This window comes from Bradyrhizobium sp. 25ACV (assembly GCF_054863005.1).
In genome coordinates this window covers 118,221-140,656 of record NZ_JAVAYO010000008.1, presented here as the reverse complement: position 1 = coordinate 140,656, position 22,436 = coordinate 118,221, and the positions used below count along the sequence as shown (strand labels likewise).

General features: G+C 65.4%; 19 protein-coding genes and 1 pseudogene. 5 read left to right on the top strand and 15 right to left on the bottom strand.

Features of this window, described 5'->3' with window-relative positions:
• Nucleotides 1–21 precede the first annotated feature (21 nt).
• From RAD04_RS20080 to RAD04_RS20035, 10 genes are all read right to left on the bottom strand, one after another.
• Nucleotides 22–792, bottom strand: coding sequence for an enoyl-CoA hydratase (locus RAD04_RS20080; protein ID WP_461625132.1), 771 nt, complete (start codon nt 790–792; stop codon nt 22–24).
• A 12-nt stretch (nt 793–804) separates the two neighbouring features.
• The gene (locus RAD04_RS20075) at nt 805–1,284 is read right to left on the bottom strand and encodes a MarR family winged helix-turn-helix transcriptional regulator (protein ID WP_461625131.1); all 480 of its coding nucleotides are present in this window, start codon (nt 1,282–1,284) and stop codon (nt 805–807) included.
• Nucleotides 1,285–1,332: 48 nt separating this feature from the next.
• Nucleotides 1,333–2,994: a tannase/feruloyl esterase family alpha/beta hydrolase gene (locus RAD04_RS20070; RefSeq protein WP_461625130.1), complete on the bottom strand. Its 1,662-nt coding sequence runs from the start codon at nt 2,992–2,994 to the stop codon at nt 1,333–1,335.
• A 95-nt stretch (nt 2,995–3,089) separates the two neighbouring features.
• Nucleotides 3,090–4,544 carry a GntP family permease gene (locus tag RAD04_RS20065; protein WP_461625129.1) on the bottom strand — a complete coding sequence of 485 codons (1,455 nt, stop codon included), beginning with the start codon at nt 4,542–4,544 and terminating at the stop codon, nt 3,090–3,092.
• A 3-nt stretch (nt 4,545–4,547) separates the two neighbouring features.
• Nucleotides 4,548–5,567, bottom strand: coding sequence for a patatin-like phospholipase family protein (locus RAD04_RS20060; RefSeq protein ID WP_026202509.1), 1,020 nt, complete (start codon nt 5,565–5,567; stop codon nt 4,548–4,550).
• Between the two features lie 223 nt (nt 5,568–5,790).
• Nucleotides 5,791–7,035 carry a phosphoglycerate dehydrogenase gene (gene serA, locus RAD04_RS20055; protein WP_461625128.1) on the bottom strand — a complete coding sequence of 415 codons (1,245 nt, stop codon included), beginning with the start codon at nt 7,033–7,035 and terminating at the stop codon, nt 5,791–5,793.
• 265 nt (nt 7,036–7,300) lie between these two features.
• Nucleotides 7,301–8,533 (bottom strand): rhodanese-like domain-containing protein, encoded by a 1,233-nt coding sequence (locus tag RAD04_RS20050; RefSeq protein ID WP_461625127.1) that lies wholly within the window; start codon nt 8,531–8,533, stop codon nt 7,301–7,303.
• A gap of 69 nt (nt 8,534–8,602) precedes the next feature.
• The gene (locus RAD04_RS20045; RefSeq protein ID WP_461625126.1) at nt 8,603–9,781 is read right to left on the bottom strand and encodes a PepSY-associated TM helix domain-containing protein; all 1,179 of its coding nucleotides are present in this window, start codon (nt 9,779–9,781) and stop codon (nt 8,603–8,605) included.
• Between the two features lie 2 nt (nt 9,782–9,783).
• Entirely contained in the window at nt 9,784–12,108 is a 2,325-nt protein-coding gene (locus RAD04_RS20040; protein ID WP_461625125.1) for a TonB-dependent siderophore receptor, read from the bottom strand.
• Between the two features lie 212 nt (nt 12,109–12,320).
• Nucleotides 12,321–13,205 (bottom strand): dihydrodipicolinate synthase family protein, encoded by an 885-nt coding sequence (locus tag RAD04_RS20035; RefSeq protein ID WP_461625124.1) that lies wholly within the window; start codon nt 13,203–13,205, stop codon nt 12,321–12,323.
• Between the two features lie 179 nt (nt 13,206–13,384).
• Between RAD04_RS20035 and RAD04_RS20030 the strand changes: the two genes are divergently transcribed.
• Both RAD04_RS20030 and RAD04_RS20025 read left to right on the top strand, forming a co-directional pair.
• Entirely contained in the window at nt 13,385–14,797 is a 1,413-nt protein-coding gene (locus tag RAD04_RS20030; protein WP_461625123.1) for an FAD-binding oxidoreductase, read from the top strand.
• Nucleotides 14,798–14,806: 9 nt separating this feature from the next.
• Entirely contained in the window at nt 14,807–15,487 is a 681-nt protein-coding gene (locus tag RAD04_RS20025; protein WP_461625122.1) for a GntR family transcriptional regulator, read from the top strand.
• 6 nt (nt 15,488–15,493) lie between these two features.
• Here RAD04_RS20025 and RAD04_RS20020 read toward each other — a convergent pair whose 3' ends face one another.
• The 3 genes and pseudogenes from RAD04_RS20020 to RAD04_RS20010 all read right to left on the bottom strand — a co-directional run.
• On the bottom strand, nt 15,494–15,658 hold the full coding sequence (locus tag RAD04_RS20020) for a hypothetical protein (RefSeq protein ID WP_167443383.1): 165 nt from the start codon (nt 15,656–15,658) through the stop codon (nt 15,494–15,496).
• 125 nt (nt 15,659–15,783) lie between these two features.
• Entirely contained in the window at nt 15,784–16,050 is a 267-nt protein-coding gene (locus RAD04_RS20015; RefSeq protein ID WP_461625121.1) for an EamA family transporter, read from the bottom strand.
• Between the two features lie 509 nt (nt 16,051–16,559).
• Nucleotides 16,560–16,730 (bottom strand): annotated as a pseudogene (locus RAD04_RS20010) (DMT family transporter); the annotation flags it as partial.
• A gap of 129 nt (nt 16,731–16,859) precedes the next feature.
• Here RAD04_RS20010 and RAD04_RS20005 point away from each other — a divergent pair.
• Nucleotides 16,860–18,881, top strand: a complete 2,022-nt coding sequence (locus tag RAD04_RS20005) for a YgiQ family radical SAM protein (protein WP_461625120.1) — start codon at nt 16,860–16,862, stop codon at nt 18,879–18,881.
• 16 nt (nt 18,882–18,897) lie between these two features.
• Here RAD04_RS20005 and RAD04_RS20000 read toward each other — a convergent pair whose 3' ends face one another.
• Both RAD04_RS20000 and RAD04_RS19995 read right to left on the bottom strand, forming a co-directional pair.
• Nucleotides 18,898–19,191, bottom strand: coding sequence for an antibiotic biosynthesis monooxygenase family protein (locus RAD04_RS20000; RefSeq protein ID WP_461625119.1), 294 nt, complete (start codon nt 19,189–19,191; stop codon nt 18,898–18,900).
• A 396-nt stretch (nt 19,192–19,587) separates the two neighbouring features.
• Nucleotides 19,588–20,826, bottom strand: a complete 1,239-nt coding sequence (locus RAD04_RS19995) for an MFS transporter (RefSeq protein WP_461625118.1) — start codon at nt 20,824–20,826, stop codon at nt 19,588–19,590.
• Nucleotides 20,827–20,967: 141 nt separating this feature from the next.
• Between RAD04_RS19995 and RAD04_RS19990 the strand changes: the two genes are divergently transcribed.
• Together RAD04_RS19990 and RAD04_RS19985 are read left to right on the top strand one after the other, a co-directional pair.
• Nucleotides 20,968–21,426 carry an Rrf2 family transcriptional regulator gene (locus RAD04_RS19990; RefSeq protein ID WP_461625117.1) on the top strand — a complete coding sequence of 153 codons (459 nt, stop codon included), beginning with the start codon at nt 20,968–20,970 and terminating at the stop codon, nt 21,424–21,426.
• Between the two features lie 26 nt (nt 21,427–21,452).
• A complete protein-coding gene (locus RAD04_RS19985) occupies nt 21,453–22,136 on the top strand; it encodes a class I SAM-dependent methyltransferase (protein ID WP_461625116.1) in 684 nt (227 codons plus the stop codon).
• Nucleotides 22,137–22,436 lie beyond the last annotated feature (300 nt).

Sequence of the window (22,436 nt, the reverse complement as noted above, 5' to 3'; positions counted from 1 at the left end):
GCCTCCTGGCGGCTGCGTCCCTCACGCGACCTTGGTGAAATCCGGCGGGCGGCGCTCGGCAAACGCCGTAAACGCTTCGCGCGCCTCGGCGGTGCGCAGGCGCTGCGCGAACTGCTCGCCCTCGGCCTGCATCTGCGCGACCAGCGCCTCGCCGTTGCGCATCAGCTTCTTGGTGGCGGTGAGCGCGCCGGCCGGCTGGCGGGCAAGACGCTGCGCCAGCGCGAGCGCCTCGGCATCGAGCTTGTCGAGCGGCACCACGCGGTTGGCGAGCCCCCATTCCAGCGCGGCCTGCGCCGGCACGGTCTCGCCCAGCGCGAACATCTCGTAGGCGCGGGCATGGCCGATACGTGCCGGCATCAGCAGGCTGGAGGCGGCTTCCGGCACCAGCGCGAGGCTGACAAAGGGCGTCGACAATTGCGCGTTGTCGGCGAGCACGACGAGATCGCAATGCAGCAGCATCGTGGTGCCGACGCCGACGGCGCGGCCCTGCACGGCGGCGACCAGCGGCCGGGTGCAGCGCGCCAGCGACTGGATGAAGCGCACGACGTTACGGCTGCCTTCGGACTTGCCGGCTGCGACCGCGGCGAATTCGCCGACGTCGTTGCCGGCGGTGAACATGTCGCCCTCGCCGCGGATCAGGATCACGCGGGCGGACGGATCGAACTCGGCGGATTCGATTGCGTCCGCAAGCTTGCCGTACATCGCATCGGTCAGCGCGTTCTTCTTGTCGGGACGCGCCAGGGTGAGGGTGAGAATTCCGCCATTGTTCTCGATCCGGACGTGCTCGGTCATCGGTCTCTCCTTTTATTCGTCTGAATGTCTTGTTTCTGAAGATCTTGTATCTGAAGGCCTTGGAAACTTGTCCTGAATGCTGGTCAGCCAGCGCGCGACGATGTCGATCTCCGCTGCCGTGAATCCGTCCGTCAGCGCGGCGTTGACCGCTGCCGCGCCTGCCTTTGCTTGCGCCAGCGCGGTCTGTCCCTTCGGCGTCAGCCAGATGCGCCAGGCGCGTCCGTCCTCGCGATCGGCTCGCCGCTCGATCAACTTCGCCGCCTCCGTGCGATCGACGAGGCCGGAAATGCCGGCCGGCCCCAGATCGAGCGCCGCGCCCGCCTCGCCCATCAGAACGCCGTCCTGCTTGCCGAGGATGAACAACAGCCCGGCCTGCGCCGGCGTCACCTCGCTCGAAGGCCGCGCCGCCATCCAGCGCTGCAAGCGGCGCTGCGCGACGCTCAGCAGGTAGATCAGCCGATGATGCCGCGCGTCGGCCGATTTATTTCGCATGCGAAATAGATAACCGGGCGCAGGCTTGTTGTCAAACGGGCCACCTCGTTACGGCGCGCAGGTGAAGCTCGACGCCTCCGTCACCGCACCCGTCTTGTAGTGCGGCCAGGCCGGCCAGCGGCACAGCGGCTGAGCACGCAGCGTTGCGAATGAGGGCGCCTCGACCTTCTGCTCGCTGACTTCGAGGTCGCCGGGCGCCTTGCCCTTCTCGACCCAGTCGACCAGCACGCTCAGCATATCGACATTGGCCGGTGCGCCGGAGCCGACATGATCGACGCCGGGTGCGGTGTAGAGCCGCGCGAACTCCGCGGTCTCGGCCTTGCCGAGCTTGCGCTCGACGCTCTCGAAATAGCGGATGCCGGCATAGGGGCTCTGCGCGAAGTCGGCCATATGCTCGAGCATGATCAGACGGCCGCCGCGGGCGCGGAAGCGGCTGAGATCGGGATCGGTCGAATCCATCAGCTTCGAAACCTCGAGCAACCGCGCCTTGTGCTCCTCCACCTTGTAGGTGGTGACATCGAGCTTGGGATCGCGCGCGAAGACATATTGAATGCCGCCGGCGCCGTAGATCCAGGCGATGCCGTTGTTGGGCGCAGGCGGCTGCGCCGGCGGCGCGGTGCCGAGCCACCACGCCACCCAGCCGCCGGTCGGGCCGATCGCCGGCGTATCCTCACCCGACACACCCCAGCCGGGATAGTCATCGAGACCGTTGGCAAGCGCGAACGGGAATTTGTAGGTCCCGTGCAAGGTATCAATCGCCTTGATCTGCGCATCGGACAGGCACTGATCGCCGCTCTTTCCGGCCTCACAGCGCAGCGTCTCGACCTTGAATGCCGCCTTGCAGGCGACGGGGTCCTGCACCAGCGAATCGTCGGAGCCGTCGGCCTTGTCACAGGCCGCCCGCACCGCATCGCCGACGAGCTTGACCTGCGCCGGATTGATCCAGCCCGCACCCATGGTGACGAGACCCGAACGCGTGCCGGCATGCTGCAGGCCGACCCAGTTGATCACGGGCACGCGTGCGAAGATGCCGTCGAAATCGTCGGGGTAGCGCTGCGCCATGGTCAGGCCTTCACGGCCGCCCTCGGACGAACCCATGAAATACATCTTGTCCGGTTTCTTGCCGTAGGCGCGCTCCATCAGCCCAACGGCGGCATCGCGCACCTTCTTGTAGGCGCGGTGAGCAAAATTCTCGAAGGCTTCATCGTTCAGCGCAAACACCTGCGGTGGTTCGCCTTGCTTGGTCTCATGTCCGGAATCGGTGCCGTAGGTAACAAAGCCGCGCGCCAGTGGCGACGGCTTGTCGAACGGATAGGCCGGCGGCAGCGCAAGGCCGGTGATCAGCACACCGTTGAAACCGCCGCCGCCATATTGCAGCGAGCGGCCGTTCCATTCGACGGGAAGGTTGACCTGAAACTTGATCGGCGGCGCCTTGGGATCGACAGGATCGATATGGCCGAGCACCTTGCAGTACGCTGGATTGGCCGGCGTGATGCGCCCTGACGGCGTCGGCCCGCGTTCGGCGACGGCGATCGGCGAGGGCGCCTGCAACGTTGCGGAGTCGATCTTCATGGCATCGGCACCGCCGACGAGACTCTTGCAGACCGCCTCGGCGTCTTCTGCCAGCGTTGCCGCCGACGCCGTGCCCGTCCCCAGGGTCGCCATCGAGCTTACAAGCAACGCACACAGCTTCGCTTTCTTTCTCGTCATCGTTCCCCCCGGCTTTCTCGATTTGTTGCGTCGACGCCTGGCCGCATTCAATGCAACCTTCGTCTCCCCGTCAATCGCTCATGCCGAGCCGCCCATCAGAATGATCCGAGCGCGCTCCCCAAGGCGATCACGGCCACCAGCGCCAATAACGACGTCACGATGCCCACCATCACAATGTCGAGATAGCTGTCGCGATGGGTCAGGCCGCAGATCGCGAGCAGGCTGACCACCGCACCGTTGTGCGGCAGGATGTCCAGCGTCCCCGAACCGATCACCGCGACGCGATGCATCAGCGCAGGGTCGATGCCGTTGCGCGCGGCGATCTCGACATAGGTCTGGCCGAGCGCGTCGAGCGCGATCGTCAAGCCGCCGGATGCCGAGCCCGTCAGCGCGGCCAGAATATTGGTCGCAACCGCGAGCGAGACCAACGGGCCACCTTCGATCGCAAGCACAAAGTCGCGCACCGTTTCGAAAGCCGGTAGCGCCGCGATCACCGCGCCGAATCCGACGAGGCTGGCGACGCTGAGCGCCGGCAGAACCGATGCATTGGCACCGGCGTCCATGGTCTGCCGCAGAGAGGGAAGCCGGGCCCAATTGAGAAGGATGGTCGTGACGATGGCAGCACCCAGCGCGGTGCTGACCGACCACACACCAGCGACCGCCGCCAACGATGTACCGCCGAAGCGCTGCTCGCTCAGATACGAGACATCGAGCCGCGGCAGCACCAGCAGCGACATCACGAGATTGACAGCCACGACGACCGCCAGCGGGAGGATGGCACTCACCACCGGAGCAGACATTTCACCGCGCCGTCCATGCCGGATCTCGGCCGGATCGAACTCTCGTGCGGTGGTCGCGTATTCGCGGACCAGTTCGTCATCGACGGCACGTTCGGCCGCACCCTCCATGTCCTCGCCATAGCCTTCCCCCGCACGGCGAGCCGCGGCTTCGGCGCGGCGCAACCACCACAATCCCGCGCCAACCATGATCAGGGAGGCGATGATGCCGAGCCCGGGCGCGGCAAACGGCGTCGTGCCGAAGAACGGCATCGGGATCGCGTTCTGAATCGATGGCGTGCCCGGCAAGGCCGACATCGTGAAGGTCGACGTGCCCAGCACGATCGCGGCCGGAATCAATCGCCGCGGAATCGCGGCGGCACGAAACAGCGAGCGGGCCATGGGGACGATCACGAAGAACGCGACGAACAGGCTGACGCCGCCATAGGTGACCATCGCACCGGCGAGCACGACCGCCAGGATCACGCGGCGCTCGCCGAGACGTCTCGCCATGAAGGTTGCAACCGAGGTGACCGCCCCGCTGTCGTCCATCAGTTTCCCGAATACGGCGCCAAGCAGGAAGATCGGGAAGAACTGCGCCAGGAATGCAGCAGCATTCACCATGAAGATCTGCGTCAGGTTCGCAAGCAGCGGCTCGCCGCCGAACAGCGCCGCGACGAGCGCGGCGAACGGCGCGAGCAGGAGAACGCTCCAGCCGCGAAAGGCGAATAGGACGAGAAGGCCGAGCCCGACGAGAATGCCGAGAAGCCCCACCTCTCAGCACTCCGACAGCAGGATGTCGAGATCGGCGGTCGAGCGCCGACCGATATCCGGGCCGTGCTCGTCGAGGAACGTTTCGGCCGCCCGACGTCCTTCGCCGTGCAGCATCGAGACGAACTCCCATTCGGCGTTGAGCTTGGACGAGGCGCCGAACTTCGCCAGCATGTCGCTCTTGACGCGGTGGGTCCGCATCTTCGCCCAGCGCGCGCCCTCGCCGCTTCCCGGGTCGGCCGCCTGACGCAGCAACGCGATCATACGCAACTCCTTCATCAGCGGCGAGTTGAACGAAATCTCGTTCAGCCGATTGAGTATCTCCGCCGCCGTCCGCGGCTCTTCCGGCTTTTCAGTCGGATTGATCTGCACCAGGATGGTGTCGTGCGCGTCGCTTTCGCGAATGAGCGGTGTGATGGTCGGGTTGCCGGCATAGCCGCCATCCCAATACGGTTCGCCGTCGATCTCGATCGCGCGGAACATGGTTGGCAGGCAGGCCGACGCGAGCAACACGTCAGCCGTGATCTCCGCGTTGCGGAAGATGCGTCCTCGCCCGGTGCGCACCCGCGTCGCAGTGATGAACAGCTTGATCGGCGAGCGCGCGAGGCGCTCGAAATCGATGCTCTCAGCCAGCACCGCATGCAGCGGATTGTAGCCGGTCGGATTGAGGTCGTAGGGGGAGAGCACCCGCGACATCAGGTCGGTCAGGATGTAGGCCGGCGACGTATCCAGCGTCCAGCGCCCCATCAGCCGGTCGAGCGGCGAGCGCTGGAGCGGACTGAAGGCCGCCGCTTTCGAAACGCGGCGCCAGTATCGTTCGAGCGCGTCACGCGCACCCTCGGCGCCACCGGCGGTCCACCCATCCGCCAGCACCGCTGCGTTCATCGCGCCCGCGGACGTCCCGGAGATCGCGGCGATCGTAAGCCGCTTCTCTTCCAGCAGGCGATCGAGCACGCCCCAGGTGAAGGCGCCATGCGAACCGCCGCCTTGAAGCGCGAGATCAATCAGTACGGTGTCCGGTTCCATCGCGGCACTCACGCAACTGAAGCTCAAATCCGACGCGATTTGTCACGTGCGCGTCGAAGTCGATGGCGTAGTGTAGAGAGCCTTGGCGAAGGAATGCAACCGGAACGTGGGCCCCCCGCCGTCTAGAGCGCGATGCGATGAGGATGAATCGTCATCGCGCTTTAGGTTGTTGTTTAAGCTTGATCTTTTCGGAGAACCGCTGCGCGCTTCTCCGGATCATGCTTTAGTGCTCGAACACCAGCCGGGCACCGACCGTGCCGTCGAGGGCGCGGATCTGCTGGAGCAGCGCCGCGGAATCCTGCCCGCCGAGATCGGCATCGAGCACGACGTAACCAAGATCGCCGGCGGTCTCCAGATATTGCGCGGCGATGTTGATGTCGCGCTGGAGGAAGACCTCGTTGAGACGGCGCAGCATGCCGGGCACGTTGCGATGGACATGGCTGAAGCGCGCGCCGGAGGGTCGCAGATGCAGCTGCACTTCCGGAAAGTTCACCGCACCCATGGTCGATCCCGTGATGAAATAGTCGACCAGCTTGCGCGCGACTTCGCCGCCGATGCGCTCCTGCGCCTCTTCGGTCGAGCCGCCGATATGCGGGGTGAGGATGACGTTCTCGAGGCCCTGTATGGGGCTTTTGAAGCGATCGGAATTCGACGACGGCTCGACCGGAAACACGTCGACGGCCGCGCCGGCAAGATGGCCGTCGCGCAAAGAGCGCGCGAGCGCATCGAGATCGACCACGGTGCCGCGGCTGTTGTTGATGAGGAACGAGCCAGGCTTCATCGCCCGCAGCTCCTTCTCGCCGATCATGCCCGCGGTCTCCGGCGTCTCCGGCACGTGCAGGCTGACGACGTCGCTCTGCGCCAGCAGCTCTTCCAGCCTCTCGACCGGCTCGGTGTTGCCGTGGCGGAGCTTGTCGGTGCGGTCGAAATAGATCACCCGCATGCCGATGGCTTCGGCCAGGGTCGAGAGCTGCGAGCCGATATTGCCGTAGCCGACGATGCCGAGGGTGCGGCCGCGCACCTCGCGGCTGCCGGTCGCCGATTTGTCCCAGCCGCCGTCATGCGCCGACACCGAGCGCGGGAAGATCCGCCGCAGCAGCATCACGATCTCGCCGATCACCAGCTCGGCGACGCTGCGCGTGTTGGAGAACGGCGCGTTGAAGACGGGAATGCCGCGCTTGCGCGCCGCCATGAGATCGACCTGGTTGGTGCCGACGCTGAAGCAGCCGACCGCGAGAAGCTGGTCGGCGGCCCCGAGCACGTCATCAGTGATCTGGGTGCGCGAGCGGATGCCGAGCAGCGACACGCCCTTGAGCGCACCCCGCAGATCGTCACCGTCCAGCGCTTTGGTCAGCCGCTCGACATTGGTGAAGCCCGCGCCCTTGAAAAGGTCGACAGCGCTGTCATTGACGCCTTCGAGCAGCAGCGCCTTGGCACTCCGCTCAGGGCTTTGGCCGGGGGCTGGCATGGTGTCTCCATAGATGATGAGGTTTGTCGCAGCTCATAGACCGCGGACGGTGCGCGGCACAATAGGGGTCGGATACGGGGAGAAAATGGCGGATGGTCATGCACTTGGCATCCCACCACTAGCCCCGTCATCCTGAGGTGCGAGGCCTGCGGTGCGAATGCACCGCGGGGCGAGCCTCGAAGGATGAACGGCCAAGCGGACAACGGGGCCGTCGCCCTTCGAGGGCCGCTAAGAAGCGGCCACCTCAGGGTGACGGGTAACAGAATCAAATCACATAAAACCCGTGCGTGCCATCACGGCGGAGTTGCTCGGCCAGCCCATATTCCCAATCGAGATAGGCCTGCATAGCAGCCTGCGCGACGTCAGTGCCTTCATAGGGCCGGCGGTAACGGTGGGCCGGATCCGGCTTGGGCAGCACGCGCGGCGGGCCGATTTCGAGCGCGGCGTCATATCCCCCTTCCAGCACATAGACCTCCCAGCCCATCTGGGCGAGCCAAGATGCGGTCATGTCGGCACGGACACCCCTGTCGTCGGTCAGGAGGATGCGAGCGCCACGCACGGGCGCGGCCATGTCGGTCTCCTGGACCAGCTGGCCGCCGGGATAATGGCGGAAGCCCGCGAGGTGACCCGCCGCATATTCCTCGGCATCGCGCACGTCGAAGCGATAGAGCGTGCGGTCCGTTTGCGCGACGAGCGCAGCCATCTCGCTTGCGCCGATATGGCGAACACCGGCGCGATAGGCGACGTCGCGCGCATTGGCCAGGCCGCTCTCGAACGACCCGATCGCGCCGCGCCTGTCAGCGCCGTGGTCGAGCGTGTGTCGCGCCAGCGTCCAGCCGATGGTGCCGTTGCGCAGCGCCCGCACCTTGTTGGGCACGCCGGCATTGATCAGCGACTGGGTGCCGATGATCGAGCGCGTGCGGCCGGCGCAATTGACGATGATGGTGGTTTCAGGGTCAGGCGCGGCCTGCCCTGCCCGCAGCACCAGCTCGGCGCCGGGCACGCTGACCGAGCCCGGAATGTTCATGGTCGCATATTCGTCGAAACGGCGGACGTCGAGGATGGCGATGTTGGCCTTGTCCGCGATGAGTTTTGCCACCTCGTCGGCGCTGAACGACGGCGTGTGCCGGCGCGCTTCGACCAGCTCGCCGAACGCCTTCGAATAGGAATTGACGTCTTCGAACATCTGATAGCCCGCCGCGCGCCAGGCCTTCAGCCCGCCGTCGAGCGCGCTGATATTGCTATAGCCGAGCGCGGCCAGGCGTTCGGCGCCGGCCGCGACCAGCCCCTCGCCGTCATCGTAAAGCACGATCGCCACGTCCTTGCGCGGCAGCCGCACCTTGGCTTCGACCTCGATTCGATCCACGGCCATGTTGGCGGCGAACAGGGGATGCCCCGTCGCAAAGCCTGCCTCGTATCTGAGATCGAGCAGCGCGATTTCTTCGCGCAGCAGCAGTGCGCGGCGGATATCGGCGGGGGTGACGGTGGAAAGCTTCATGGCACGGACCTTGAGAAGAGGGCCATGAGCTTTTGACCGATTAGAAGCGCCTTGGCTAGCCTCGCCCGATCACTCGCCGGGAACGAGTCGCCCGAGCGGCTTCTGTACCGGACGGCGCAGCTTGCGGCGCGACAGATAGAGCAGAATGCCGGTGACCGCGAATAACGGCATCAAGAGCGCCGCCATCATGAACGCGAGCTTGCCCGGCCAGCCCAGGATCTCGCCGCGATGGATGTCGTAGATGGCCGCGATGATCTTTTCGCCGAACGTCTTGTCAGCAAAGCGCTCCGCTGAGACCAACTGCCCGGTGACGGCGTCGAGGCGGAATTCATCGCGCGTGGTCTCCAGCAACGAGGCTTTCCCCCACGACCGGATGCGCAACGTCGTACCCTGCGCCGGCAGCGTCAGCAAGGCCCTGGAGAACCGATCGCCCTCCTCACGCTGGAACGTCATCCAGGCCTGATCGAATCCGATTGGCGGCGCCGGTTTGGAGTTGGCCGCACGCGGCAATTTTGCGGGCATTTTCGCTGCCGTGACGTGCGGACGCGCGAGCAGCCAGGTCACGCCGTCCTTGTACCATTCGAAGGAGAAATACAGGCCGGTGAGGGTCATCGTCAGATAGACCGGAAGGACCCAGGTGCCGATCACGGTGTGCAACGACCGGTGCAGAGCGCGGCCACCAAGCCCAAGATTCGGCTTCAGCCACATCTTCAGACTGCCTGCACGACGCGGCCAGCGCAGCACGAGGCCCGACACCAGCATGACGATCAGGCCGAGCGCGACCGTGCCGGTGATCGGACGTCCCCAGCCCTTGCCGTCGCCGGGAAGGAGCAGCCAGCGATGCAGCCGGCGCACGGTCGCGAAAAACGCTTCGCCGCGCGGCGAGCCGAGCACGCTAGCGTCATAGGGATCGACATAGAACGAAGTCGGCCGGTCGCCCCGGTCGTCACGCGCAAAGCGGACATGAATCGCCGCAGATGGATCGCTCGACAGCGTGACGGCGGCGACCTTGCCGAGGTCCTGCGAAGCCTTCAGCTGCGCAACCAGCGCATCAGGCATCAACGCCGGCGCCTGACGCGGCGCGACCTGCATGATGCCGGCGTTGAGATGATCGACAATCTCGTCCTCGAAACTCATGATCGCGCCGGTCAGCGCGATCAGGGACACCAGCAGAGCAAGGACCAGGCCCGCGATGGAATGGACCTGGAACAGGACCGCCTTGATGGTGTGTCCGGGCCGCGCTGCCATGACTAGAACTTCACCGTGGCCGACAGCGATACGCGCCGCGCATCGCCGATCGCGACGTTGAGATTGTTGACGGCTGAGGGATGATAGACGGTGTCGAACAGATTCTTGACGTTGAACTGATAGATCACCGGCGTGTTCTGGTATCTCGTCTCGTAGGTCGCAAAAATATCGGCGACCACATAGGACGGCAAGAAGAAGGTATTGGTGGAATCGCCGGGACGGTCGCCGACATAGCGCGCACCGCCGCCGAGGCGGAGCTGACCGGGCAATGCGGTGCCGAAGTCATACACCAGATAGAGCGATGCGGTGTTCAGCGCGACGTTCTGCAGCTTCCTGCCGCGCAGCGTCACGTCCTCGGAAGCCGTCACGCGCGCGTCGGTATAACCATAGCTGCCGATCAGAGCCCAGCTATCGGTGAGCCTGCCGGTGACGTCCAGTTCGACGCCGCGCGAGTGTGCGCGGCCGACGGTATGGAGCTCTACAACTCCTGCACTGTTCGTCTTCGTCGTCTGCACGTTCTTCTTGTCGAGATCGTAGAGGGCCAACGTGCCGGAGATGCGCTTGTTCAGATCGAATTTGACGCCGGCCTCGTATGACACGCCCTCTTCCGGAGCGATGTTGGAATCGATCACCACGCCGATCGGCGCAATGGTCGAGTTCGGCTTCAAGGACTGGGTGTAGCTCGCATAGAGCGAGATCTGATCGGTCAGCTTGAAGATGGCGCCGCCGAGCGGAAGTACCTTGTCCTGTGACACATTGGTATTGGTGTTGAACGGCTTCCCGCGGCCGGCGATCTGGTCATAGTCCATGTAGCGCGCGCCGCCGACCAGCGCGAAGCGCTCGGTCAGATGCAGCGTGTCCTGGACAAACAGAGACCACTGGCCGAGCTTGTCGGTCTGGGCGCTATCGCTGTTCGACGCCGTCGTCCCGGGCCCGATCAGCCCATAGACGGGATTGTAGACATTGAAGGCGGGCGTCGTCTGCCGGATCAAGGTGTCGCGGTAGATGGTGCGATACTGACCATCGCCGCCGAACACGACGTCATTGCGCATGTCGCCGAGCCAGAAGCTACCGGAAATATACGACGTTCCGTAGCTGACGTTGCTGAGCGAGCTTCCCGTGCCATCGTTGCTGCGCGTCTCCCTGCCGGTCGTGAAGTCAATACCGGTGATGCGGAGCTGGTTGGCGCTGAAGGTCTCGGTGTTGTAGCTGTAGCCGGCGTAGAGCTTCCAGTCCTGGTTGAAGCGATGCTCGACGGAGGCCTGCATCAGGTCGGACATACCCCACGTGTTGTTGAAGGGCTCATCTAACCGTCGCGTGGCGGGCACTGCGAGCGGCGCCTTGGTCACCGGGTTGAACGCCGTGCCGCGATCGAACGGGTAGATGAACTCGCGATGCTCGTAGTTGAGCTGGACCGTGGTGTCCTGGCCGTACCAGGCCAGTGACGGCGCGATCAACATCTCGCGGTGGCGACCGAAATTGCGCCAATAGTCCTCGCTGACACCGTAGCCGATAAATCGATAGGCGAGACCCTGGTCGCCGATCGGGCCGGTGACGTCGAGCAGGCCGTCGGCGCCGGTCTTGGAGGCGTTGAAGGCCGAGCCGAGCAGCGTGATCGAACCGTGCTGATAGAGCTCCGGACGCTTGCTGATGGTGTTGACGATGCCGCCGGGGTCCATGATGCCATAGAGCAGCGAGGCCGGCCCCTTCAGCACCTCGACGCTTTCGACGGCGGCATTGAGGCTGCGGCCCTGAACCAGCGGCATGCCGTTGCGCATGATCGAGCCGTCGCGATTGTCGCCAAAGCCGCGCCGGATCACCGCGTCTTGGCTGCCGGCAAGCGTGTTGGTCTGGGTGACGCCGGAGACGTTGATCAGCGCGTCGTCGATGTTGCGCGGCAACTGGTCCTTGAGCACCTGCTCGGGCACGACGTTGACGGACTGCGAGGTGTCGAGTGGCGAGGCGCCGCTGCGCAGCGTCGTCGCACTCGGCATCGCGCGGTAGCCGAGCTTTGCGGCCTGCTGCGCGGCGGCTTCCGCGGCCGCGCGCTCCGAGAGTGTCGCTGCGGCGGGCGCGGAGTTACGATTGCGCTGGCGCGCGGCGGCCTGCGTGCGGCGTGGCGCCTGATCCGATGCACGCACCGGCTTCGGTCGCTGCGCCGGCGCCTCCACCGTCACCGGCGGCAGGGCCGATTGCGCCTGCGCGGTCGTCATGTTGGAGGGGCATTCGGCGAGCAGCACGGCCGCTCCGATGAGAAGACCCGCACGGCTCTTGCCGGCATGAGTTCGATGGCCGCAGATGCGCGGGCCATCCAGATAAGCACGCACGTTCGATTCACTTCCAGGTCAGACGCAGCATTGAAGCTGGCGCGTCTAACAGCCGCTGTGCCCGAAGAGAACCGCAGGCAGAGTTGAATCGCTCTAGTGTTGAACCGTTCTAAGAACGGAGCGGCGTCGAACGGCAATCTCCGATTGCCGTCGTGCTGGCCGCGACACGCAGCACGCGAATTCGTGGCGGCGTATCACGCTTTTGTGCGGTCTCAGGCGATGGCAGGAGCCGTCAACTCGTCGAGCTTCCGCTTGAACGCGGAGCCGTCGGACGAGGCGCGGAGCGGCGGGCGCACGCGCTGCCAGGCTGCATCGCCGGTCTGTGCCGCCAGGATTGCTTTCAGCGTCGCAGTGAACGAGGGCGTCTTCAGCACGACGTCGATCGCAGCCTGCATGCGCGCTTCGACATCCTTGCCCTCGACCATGCCCTTGACCAGCTCAGGCACGACATTGGCCATGCCGCAGATGGTGCCGGCGCCGCCGGCGGCGATCGCACGGGTGATATCGGCTTCATTGCCGACGGTGATGGCGAGCTCGGGAGCCGCGGCACGGAATGCCTGGAACTGCTTGAAGTCGCCGCTGGAGTCCTTCAGGCCGGCAATCACCTTGCCGTAACGCTTGCGCAAGCTTGCGGCGACGGCGGTGGGGATCGCAACGCCCGGCGTCTGCGGGATGTGATAGAGATAAGCTCGCAGCCGATCGTCGGCGACGCCGTCGATGATCGCGGCAAAGGCATCCTCGATACCTTCAGGCGCGACGCTGCGATCGAAGTAAGGCGGCAGTACCAGCACGTGGCGCAGGCCGAGACCGAGCGCGGCGCGCGAGAGTGCGATGCTGTCGGTGATGGCGGGGAAGCCACCACCGATGCCGATGCGTTCCGGCGCGACACCGGCCTTGAGCACGGCTTCGATGGTCGCAACTCGCTCGGTGACATTGAACGAGGTGCCCTCGCCAGTGGTGCCGAACAGCACGACGCCGTCGACGCCCCTGCCGAACAGCTGCTTGGCGTGAGCCGCCAGCTTGGCGGACTCCACGCTGCCGTCGGCCGCCAGCGGCGTCGCCGATGCCACCCAGAACCCGCGAATTGCCTCCGTCATCTCACTACCCTCTAAGCTGCGATCTCGGACCAAGCCTCTGATCCCCCATTGGTCTTCAAGGGGCTTCCGAGCCTTGTTTTTGCTTTACTTTCCATCTTGTACCTTACATACAAGAAAGAGGCAAATCCTTTCCACCATCACGGCGCGCATGGACGCAGCCAGATTTAGGGAGGTCTCGCATGAACATGGTGACCCCGGTGAAGCGTCCCGACCAATTGCTCGGCGCCCTGCGCGACAAGCTCGGCGCAGCCGCCGTCCTGATCGGCACCGACGTGCCCGCGCGCAACTGCAACGACTGGAGCGCGAGCCTGCCGCAAACGCCGCTTGCGGTGATCCGCCCCGTCGACGCGCAGGGCGTGGCCGATGCGATTGCGACCTGCCGGCAGGCGCAGCTGCCGTTCGTGCCGCAGGGCGGACTGACCGGGCTGTGCCGCGGCGCATCGCCCGAAGCCGGCTGGGTCGCGATCTCGCTCGAGCGCATGAGCGGCATCGAGGAGATCGACCGCGCGTCGATGACGATGACGATGAAGGCAGGCACGCCGCTGGAGACGATCCAGAAGGCGGCGGACGAAGCCGGCTTCTTCTTTCCGCTCGACCTCGGCTCGCGCGGCTCCTGCGCCATCGGCGGCAATCTCTCGACCAATGCCGGCGGCAACCGCGTGATCCGCTACGGCATGACGCGCGAGCTGGTGCTCGGTCTCGAAGTCGTGCTGCCCGACGGCACCATCATCACTAGCCTCAACAAGCTGATGAAGAACAATGCCGGCTATGATCTGAAGCATCTGTTCATCGGCTCGGAAGGCACGCTCGGCATCATCACCCGCGTGGTGCTAAGACTGTTTCCGAAGCCGCGCTCGACTATGGCGGCGCTCTGCGCACTGAAGGACTATGCCGCGGTGATCGCGCTGCTCGATGCGGCGCGCAGCGGGCTCGGGCCGCTGCTGTCGGCGTTCGAGGTGATGTGGCCGGACTATTGGGACGTGATCACGACCCGCGCCGGCGTGAAGCCGCCGGTCGCCGCAGGTCACGGCCTCTACGTGCTGGTCGAGGCGCAAGGCACCGACGAGAGCCTGGACGCGCCGCGCTTCCAGGCCTGGCTCGAAGAGCTGATGGAACGCGGGCTGCTGGCCGATGCCGCCGTGGCGCAATCGCTGGCGCAGACGCAGGCCTTCTGGCGGGTGCGCGACATCTGCGCCGGATTCGGCCAGGTGCTGGGCCCGCACATCTCCTACGACATCGGCCTTGCGGTTGCGCGGATGGACGAATTCGTCACGCGTTGCAAGGCGGCGCTGGCTTCCGGCATCAAGGGCTGTGAGAGCGTCTATTACGGCCATATCGGCGACGGCAATCTGCATCTGGTCTCCTGGGTCGCCGGCCGTTCCGTCGAGCAGCAGCCGAAGGAAGAGATGGACACGATCATCTATGGTCTCGTCCGCGAGCTCGGCGGCAGCATCTCGGCCGAGCACGGCATCGGCACGTTGAAGAAGAAGTGGCTGGGCCATGCCAGGAGCGAGGCCGAGATCGCGCTGATGCGGACGCTGAAAGCAGCGCTCGACCCCGATCATCTGCTCAATCCCGGCAAGGTCGTCTGAGAAACGCAAATGCGCTCGCTCAAGCTCGATACGCCGAAATCGCTGTCGCAGCGGGTGATGCAGCGGCTGCGGCAGGCTATCATCGACGGCGAGTTCGCGCTCGGCGCCGCCATCTCCGAGGAGATGGTGGCCAATTCCTTCGGCGTCAGCCGCACGCCGGTGCGCGAGGCGATGGGCCAGCTGCAGGCGCAAGGCCTCGTGGTGATCCGCCCGCAGGTCGGCAGCTTTGTGTTCACGCCGAGCGCGGACGACATCAACGCGCTCTGCACCTTCCGCATCGCGCTCGAACCCAAGGCCGCCGAGCTCGCCTATGGTCACGATCGTGACGGTGCAATCGCCACAATGAGCGAGGCCATCGCGGCGATGGAGCCGGCGGTCGCGGCAAAGGATAACATCGCCTATGGCCGCGCCGATGCCGCGTTTCACGAGGCGCTGTTCACCCATTGCGGCAATCGCTATCTCGCCGAATCCTATCAGCTGGTCTCCGGCCGCGTCGCCGCGCTCCGCACCAATCTGACCTCGCCGATCGACGTGCGGACCCGCACCTCGTTCGACGAGCATCGCAGGCTGCTCGATTTGTTCGCGCGCGGCGAGTTCACCGCCTTCGAAGAATTGATGACCACGCATATCACCAATTCGGGAGTGGTCTATGCCAAGGCCTTGAAGGTGGACGCGCTGAAAGTGGAATGAGCGCCTCTAGCGCCCTTCCCTCGGTCCCGGCCTGTCCAGAAAATCCAGCGCGGTATTGATCTGCTCGAGCTGGTGCTCGATCCTGTCGCGGTCCTCGACTGATGGCGCCTTTTCGAGCTGCTCCACGAGCTTCTGCTTTCGCAACAGCAGGTTCTCTATTACTGTACTCACAGCTCCCCCATCGCCAGAGGCGAACATCGCGAGTGCGCGCGAGCCGGGCTCGCGGCAACCCCTCATCAGAATGTCCGCGAAGGCCGATGGTTCCTGCGGGTGAACCCGGACGCATGCGGATGGAACTAGCGGCGCAAACTGGCCCAGACGCCACCCAAAATCAGCAAACCGCCGAAAAGATGGATCAGCTGCGGCGGTTCGCCGAGGATGGCGAAAGACAGCAGCGCGCTGGCGATCGGCCCGAGATAGAGCACGAGCGAGGTCCGCACCGAGCCGAACTTGCCGCCGAGCCAGGCAAAGCCGGCATAGGCGAGCAGGCCGGGAACGATCCCGGCGAAGACATAGGCCGACAGCGCCTTGGTGCTGAAGACCTGCCCCGGCGTCGCCCACATATCTCCATGGCCGCGAGCGGCAGCGAGAATAGGGCGCCGGCGCCCGAGAACAGGCTGATGCGTGCCAGCAGCGTCGCCTTTGGCGCGGCGCGCGATTGCAGCAGCGTGTAGCCGGACCAGCCGAGCATCGCGATCACGACGAGGCCGTCACCCGCTGCAGTCTGAAGTTCGATCAGTGTCTGCGGATGGCCGCCGGAGATGACAAGCAGCGCGCCTGCGAGCGCCAGCGCCGTGCCGAGCCATTGCAGCGAGCCGACATGCTCCATGCCGCGCAGGGCCGAGATCAGCAGCACCGTGATCGGCGACAGCGCCATGATCAGCGCGATGTGGATCGCCGTCGTCGAGACGCCCGCGGCGTAGACCGGACCGCCGCACAGGAACATGCCCATGAAGCCGGCGGCGAGGATCAGCCAGATGTTCCCGGCCAGCGGCACGCGGCCATCGAGAATCTCCTTGAGCGCGATCGGCGCGAGCCCGATTGCGACGATGCTCCAGCGGAAGAACGCGAGCGTGAAGGGCGGGACGGAGCCTGCGAGTCCGCGCGCCAAAATCTGATTGGAGGCCTGCGCGGTCGCCACCAGGATGAAGCCGACCAGCGCAATCACGCCGAGCCAGGCATTCGTGGACGGCGATACGCCGGCCACCGCGTCATGACCGCCGTCAGAGGTTTCCTTGCCCATGGAGCAACCGGATATCCGATGTCGGCCGCGGTGAGAACCCTGGCGCGACCCGGCTGCGGCCCGGGAACCTCAATCTTTCACGCGTCCGTCGGTTGAATTCGGAGGCGTGGGGTCTTATCCCTTGGCGCCATGGACACCCAGATGATCACCGCCGCAAAGCCGCTGATGGCCCGGGCGCAGCCGCGCAAGCCGGCACCGTTCCTCCCGATGAGCCGCGCCGAGATGGACGCGCTCGGCTGGGACGCCTGCGACATCGTGCTGGTGACCGGGGACGCCTATGTCGACCATCCGAGTTTCGGCATGGCCATCATCGGGCGACTGCTGGAGGCGCAGGGCTTCCGGGTCGGCATCATCTCGCAGCCGGACTGGCACTCGGCCGAGCCGTTTAGGGCATTAGGCAAGCCACGCGTGTTCTTCGGCGTCACCGGCGGCAATATGGATTCCATGGTGAACCGCTACACCGCGGACCGCCGCCTGCGCAGCGACGACGCCTATACGGCCGGCGGCGAAGGCGGCAAGCGGCCGGACCGCTGCACGGTCGTCTATGCGCAACGCTGCCGCGAGGCGTTCAAGGATGTGCCGATCGTGCTCGGCGGCATCGAGGCCTCGCTGCGCCGGATCGCGCATTACGATTACTGGTCGGACAAGGTGCGCCGCTCGGTGCTGGCCGACGCCAAGGCCGACCTGCTGCTCTACGGTAACGCCGAGCGCGCCGTCGTCGAGGTGGCGCAGCGGCTCGCCGCCGGCGAAGCGCCGCGCGCGCTCGACGACATCAGGGGCGTCGCGCTGTTTCGCAAGGTCCCCGAGGACTACACCGAGCTGCACGCCGACGATCTCGATTCCGCCGACGAGGGCGCAACGCGCCAGAAGGGCGCGACCGTGATCCGCCTGCCGGCGCTGGAGCAGGTCGAGCAGGACAAGGAAGCTTATGCGCGCGCATCGCGCGTGCTGCACCGGGAGAGCAATCCCGGCAACGCGCGGCCGCTGGTGCAGCGTCACGGCGATCGCGATCTCTGGCTCAACCCGCCGCCGATCCCGCTGACCAGCGAAGAGATGGACGCGGTCTACGACCTCCCCTACGCGCGCGCGCCGCATCCGTCCTACGGCGAAGCAAAAATCCCCGCCTGGGACATGATCAAGTTCTCGGTGACGATCATGCGCGGCTGCTTTGGCGGCTGCACCTTCTGCTCGATCACCGAGCATGAAGGCCGCATCATCCAGAACCGCTCCGAGGGTTCTATTCTGCGCGAGATCGAGAAGATCCGCGACAAGACGCCGGGCTTCACCGGCGTGATCTCCGACATCGGCGGCCCCACCGCCAACATGTACCGGATGGCGTGCAAGGACCCGAAGGTCGAGGCGGCGTGCCGCAGGCCGTCCTGCGTCTTCCCCGAGATCTGCCCGAACCTCAACACCTCGCATGACGACCTGATCCGGCTCTATCGCAAGGTGCGCGAGACCCGCGGCATCAAGAAGGTGATGGTCGCCTCCGGCGTGCGCTACGACCTCGCGGTCGAGAGCCCCGAATACATCAAGGAGCTCGTCACCCATCACGTCGGCGGATACTTGAAGATCGCCCCCGAGCATACCGAGCGCGGGCCGCTCGACAAGATGATGAAGCCGGGCATCGGCGCCTACAACAAGTTCAAGCGGATGTTCGACGAAGCGGCCGAACGGGCCGGCAAGAAATATTACCTAATCCCCTATTTCATCGCGGCGCATCCGGGCACGACCGACGAGGACATGATGAACCTCGCGCTGTGGCTCAAGAAGAACCGCTATCGCGCCGATCAGGTGCAGACCTTCCTGCCCTCGCCGATGGCGACCGCGACTGCGATGTACCACACCGGCGTCAACCCGCTGCGCGGCGTGCGCCACGGCGGCAGCGACAAGGTCGAGGCGATCAAGGGCCTGCGCCAACGCCGCCTGCACAAGGCGTTCCTGCGCTACCACGATCCCGACAACTGGCCGGTGCTGCGCGAGGCTTTGATCGAGATGGGCCGCCGCGATCTGATCGGCTCGCAGCCCCACCAGCTCGTCCCCGCGCACCAGCCCCCCGGCACCGGCAAGGCCGCCGGCACGCGGCGACCGGTGCGGCCGGGCGAGAAGACCCAGCGGTTCACGACCAAGGGGCTGCGGGTGATGAAGTAGCGGGCACCGCTCGCTGCTAGAGACCGAGCACCACCGGCCCCGACACCGCGTCCGTCACACCGCGTCCATTGCCCTGGTCCTCGAGCACGGACCTGAAGCTGTCGAGCGTCTTGATCATCGCCGATCGCGCCGCAACCAGCGCGTCCTGACTGGCCCATATGCCGATGAGGCAGAAGGTCTGCTCGCCGGTCTTGATGATGACGCCGTGCTCCAGCCCCGGCCATTTGGCCTTGCCGCTCCGGTGCGCGTCGAGGAAGGCGGCTTCCTCGCCCGGCTTCACCTTGAACCTGACCACATTATAAACCTGCATGATGCGCCTCCAAAAATGGACTGATGAAAACGGACGCCGCGCGAGGTGAGGACGAAAAGTCGTTACGGTCGCCCTGGCCGATTGTTGTCCCCGCGCTCGGCGGCGTCACCGTGACAAATCAGCATGGTCTATCCCGGCCTTCCTGATCGCAGGACAGAAATGTGCGAAAACAACCCCATGCACAGTAGCCGGGGACAGCAAAATCAACGGCATAGGACGCGGCAAGATCGGCATGAGCCGTCACCGCGCCCTGGCTTTGTCGTTCGAGCATGATCTTTTTCGGAAGTTCGCGGCGAGAATTCCTGATTTTACGAGACGATCATTGATCCGTCAGGCAAAACAGGAGCAGGATGACATCATCGGCGCGTCCGTTGTTGCGTGTCGGCCCCGACGGCTTCAGCGCGGCGCACGGCGCCCCGCCCAGAAAGCGCAGACCGCCAATCCCTGAACCAACGCCGCGGCAACATAGAAGCCTGGCGCGGCGCCAGAGGCGCCGACCGAAAACCACTCGCGGATCAAGCCAAAGACCGCCGGCGCGAATGAATAGGCGCCCTGCGACATCGCAACGATCAGCGCGACGACACGTGGCACATCCTCCGGTGCAAATTCGGCTTGGGCGATCAGCGGCGGCAGGAACGTGCCGTTGCCGAACCCGAGACCGAACAGGACAACACCAAGAATCAACAGCGGAACGTTCGTTCCAGCCGCGGCGATGAAGATGATCGAGCCCGTGATTTGAACGGTGTAGCTGGCGCAGGCGATCAGCCGCCGGTCGATGCGCTCCGGCATGAGCCAACCCAGCAGCGTTCGACCCATGATCGCCATGACGCCGATCGATCCGACCGCTGGCCCGGCCCCTTGCGTGCCGAGCGCGGGCAGCAGCAACGAGAACAGGTGCGCGGTCAGGCCGATCTGCGCAAACAGCCCAAGGCTCATGCCGGTCGCAAGCGTCAGGAATTTACGTTCTCGCCAGATCAGCGATCCCGGCAGCGGCCGTGCGGCGTCCGCGGGCCCGGTCGCCGCCGCGGGCTGCGCTCCGTCCGGCAGCGATCCGATCTGCGCAGGCGTGCGTGACAGCATGGTGCTTGCGAGCGTCCACACCAGGACGACCGTGATCACGCCGAGGACGGCTGCTGCGGTGGCAAAGCCGTACATTGCAATGGCCACGGCCCAGAGCGGTGAAAAGATGATCCCGCCGACATTCGCGCCGTTATACGCGACGGCGAGCGCCGCAGGGCGGTGGCGGACGAACCAGGGTGACACGATAGCGTTGACGGCGGCGACGCCCATCGTCACCCAGCCCGCGCCGCTCAGCAACGTCGCGCCGAACAGTTGCCACGGCGTTGTCGCGCTCGCCCATCCCAAGACGCCGACGGCCAGCGAGAGAGCGCCGGCCTTCGTCACAGCCGCAATCCCGAACCGCCGATACAGCGCCGGCAGATTGGCGGTCACGATTGATCCCGTCAGGAAATGCAAGGTCACGGCCGTCGAGACCAACGCCAGCGGCCAACCCCTGGCCTCGCGAACTGCATTCAGGAAGATCGGCGGACCATAGAAGCCGAAACCAAGGCCGAGAACGGCGAGACCAAAGCTCGCCGCGACGACTCGCCAGCCATAAAACGTGCCGTTTTGCATCTTTGTCGACAGCCTGCGCCCTGCGACGCGATTGTGCACAGGTCTGGTGGCGGGTCCTTCGCTCGCGGTCGAAGCATGGGCTCGGAAGACCTGCGCAGAGACCGCTTGACCTCACCGCCATCATGTAACATATAAAGTTACATGAAACGAGATTCCCGACTCTCCGGCGTGCTGCACGTCCTTCTGCACATGGCGCAGCAGCCTGGGCCGTTCACGTCCGAGACGCTGGCCAAGGCCATGGACACCAACCCGGTGGTGATCCGCCGTATCATGGCGGGCCTGCGGGAGATCGGTTACGTGCGCTCCGAGAAGGGGCACGGCGGCGGCTGGACGATCGTCTGCGACCTGTCGAAGGTGACGCTACGCGACGTCTATGCCGCGCTCGGCAATCCCCCGCTTCTGGCGATGGGCAACCGGACCGAGGCGCCCGGCTGTCTCGTCGAACAGGCCGTCAATGCCGCGCTCGATCAGGCCTTTGACGATGCGGAGGCGCTGCTGCTGGCGCGGCTCGGCGAGGTGACGCTGGCGATGCTGGACGAGGATCTTCGGAAGCGGCTCGGGTCTCGAAAGATCCACGACATCAGCGCGCATCGCGCGTGAACGGCTCCAATCACGGGGACAACATCATGACCGACATGCAAGCCGCATTCTCCGATCCGCAATTCGTGGCGAGATACACCGAGGGGCCGCGGCGCTTCGTGCCGGGCTATGACGCCATGCAGTCCATGACGGCGATTCTGCTCGCCGAAAGCGTCCCCAGCGATGGGCAGGTGCTCGTCCTCGGCGCCGGTGGCGGACTGGAGCTCAAGGCGTTTGCGCAGGCGCATCCCGGCTGGCGCTTCGACGGCGTCGATCCGTCCGCGGCGATGTTGGCACTGGCAGGGCAAACCCTGGGATCGCTCGCACCCCGTGCGCGCCTTCATCAAGGCTATATCGATGATGCGCCGGAGGGACCGTTCGACGGTGCCACCTGCCTGCTGACCCTGCACTTCGTCGATGTCGCCGAGCGGCGCCGCATCGCCTCGGAGGTCCGCCGCCGCCTCAAGCCGCGCGCACCGTTCGTGGTCGCGCATCTGAGCGCGCCCGATGGCGAGCAGGAGCGCCCGCTGTGGCTGTCGCGGTACTCGGCGTTCCTGGCCTCATCCGGCGTCGAGCCCGAGCAGGCGGCGGCTGCGCGGAACGCCGTCACCAACCATCTGGAAATTCTCGCCCCCGCGCAGGATGAGGTGATCTTGCGCGAGGCCGGCTTCACCGATCCCACGCTGTTCTATACCGGCTTCGCCTTCCGCGGCTGGGTGGCTTACGCGTGAGGTGCCACCACGGCCGGGCATTCATGCCAGAGCCGGATGCGCCAGGGTGTGTAGTCGAAATCAGGCGGTGTCCGTTCTGCCTTCAAAACCGGCCATGGCCGGTTTGCCTCTGCGAGTCGGCAAAGGGCCAGAAGGCGACATTCCCTGCTTAGTGTGATAAGCAAGCATCTCAACTGCGAGGTGCATATGACCGACCAGCAGGAAGTTGAACGCAATTGTCCTGAATGTGACGGGACCGGCCAAGACAGGGGCATGCATCCGGTTCGCTTAGGCGAAAAGCATGAGTTTCGTCCCTGCACG

Excerpts from the sequence above, each read along its gene's own strand:
- RAD04_RS20080 (WP_461625132.1), bottom strand. The coding sequence starts at position 792 with ATGACCGAGCACGTCCGGATCGAGAACAATGGCGGAATTCTCACCCTC.
- RAD04_RS20075 (WP_461625131.1), bottom strand. The coding sequence starts at position 1,284 with ATGCGAAATAAATCGGCCGACGCGCGGCATCATCGGCTGATCTACCTG.
- RAD04_RS20070 (WP_461625130.1), bottom strand. The coding sequence starts at position 2,994 with ATGACGAGAAAGAAAGCGAAGCTGTGTGCGTTGCTTGTAAGCTCGATG.
- RAD04_RS20060 (WP_026202509.1), bottom strand. The coding sequence starts at position 5,567 with ATGGAACCGGACACCGTACTGATTGATCTCGCGCTTCAAGGCGGCGGT.
- serA (WP_461625128.1), bottom strand. The coding sequence starts at position 7,035 with ATGCCAGCCCCCGGCCAAAGCCCTGAGCGGAGTGCCAAGGCGCTGCTG.
- RAD04_RS20050 (WP_461625127.1), bottom strand. The coding sequence starts at position 8,533 with ATGAAGCTTTCCACCGTCACCCCCGCCGATATCCGCCGCGCACTGCTG.
- RAD04_RS20045 (WP_461625126.1), bottom strand. The coding sequence starts at position 9,781 with ATGGCAGCGCGGCCCGGACACACCATCAAGGCGGTCCTGTTCCAGGTC.
- RAD04_RS20035 (WP_461625124.1), bottom strand. The coding sequence starts at position 13,205 with ATGACGGAGGCAATTCGCGGGTTCTGGGTGGCATCGGCGACGCCGCTG.
- RAD04_RS20030 (WP_461625123.1), top strand. The coding sequence starts at position 13,385 with ATGAACATGGTGACCCCGGTGAAGCGTCCCGACCAATTGCTCGGCGCC.
- RAD04_RS20025 (WP_461625122.1), top strand. The coding sequence starts at position 14,807 with ATGCGCTCGCTCAAGCTCGATACGCCGAAATCGCTGTCGCAGCGGGTG.
- RAD04_RS20015 (WP_461625121.1), bottom strand. The coding sequence starts at position 16,050 with ATGTGGGCGACGCCGGGGCAGGTCTTCAGCACCAAGGCGCTGTCGGCC.
- RAD04_RS20005 (WP_461625120.1), top strand. The coding sequence starts at position 16,860 with ATGGACACCCAGATGATCACCGCCGCAAAGCCGCTGATGGCCCGGGCG.
- RAD04_RS20000 (WP_461625119.1), bottom strand. The coding sequence starts at position 19,191 with ATGCAGGTTTATAATGTGGTCAGGTTCAAGGTGAAGCCGGGCGAGGAA.
- RAD04_RS19995 (WP_461625118.1), bottom strand. The coding sequence starts at position 20,826 with ATGCAAAACGGCACGTTTTATGGCTGGCGAGTCGTCGCGGCGAGCTTT.
- RAD04_RS19990 (WP_461625117.1), top strand. The coding sequence starts at position 20,968 with ATGAAACGAGATTCCCGACTCTCCGGCGTGCTGCACGTCCTTCTGCAC.
- RAD04_RS19985 (WP_461625116.1), top strand. The coding sequence starts at position 21,453 with ATGACCGACATGCAAGCCGCATTCTCCGATCCGCAATTCGTGGCGAGA.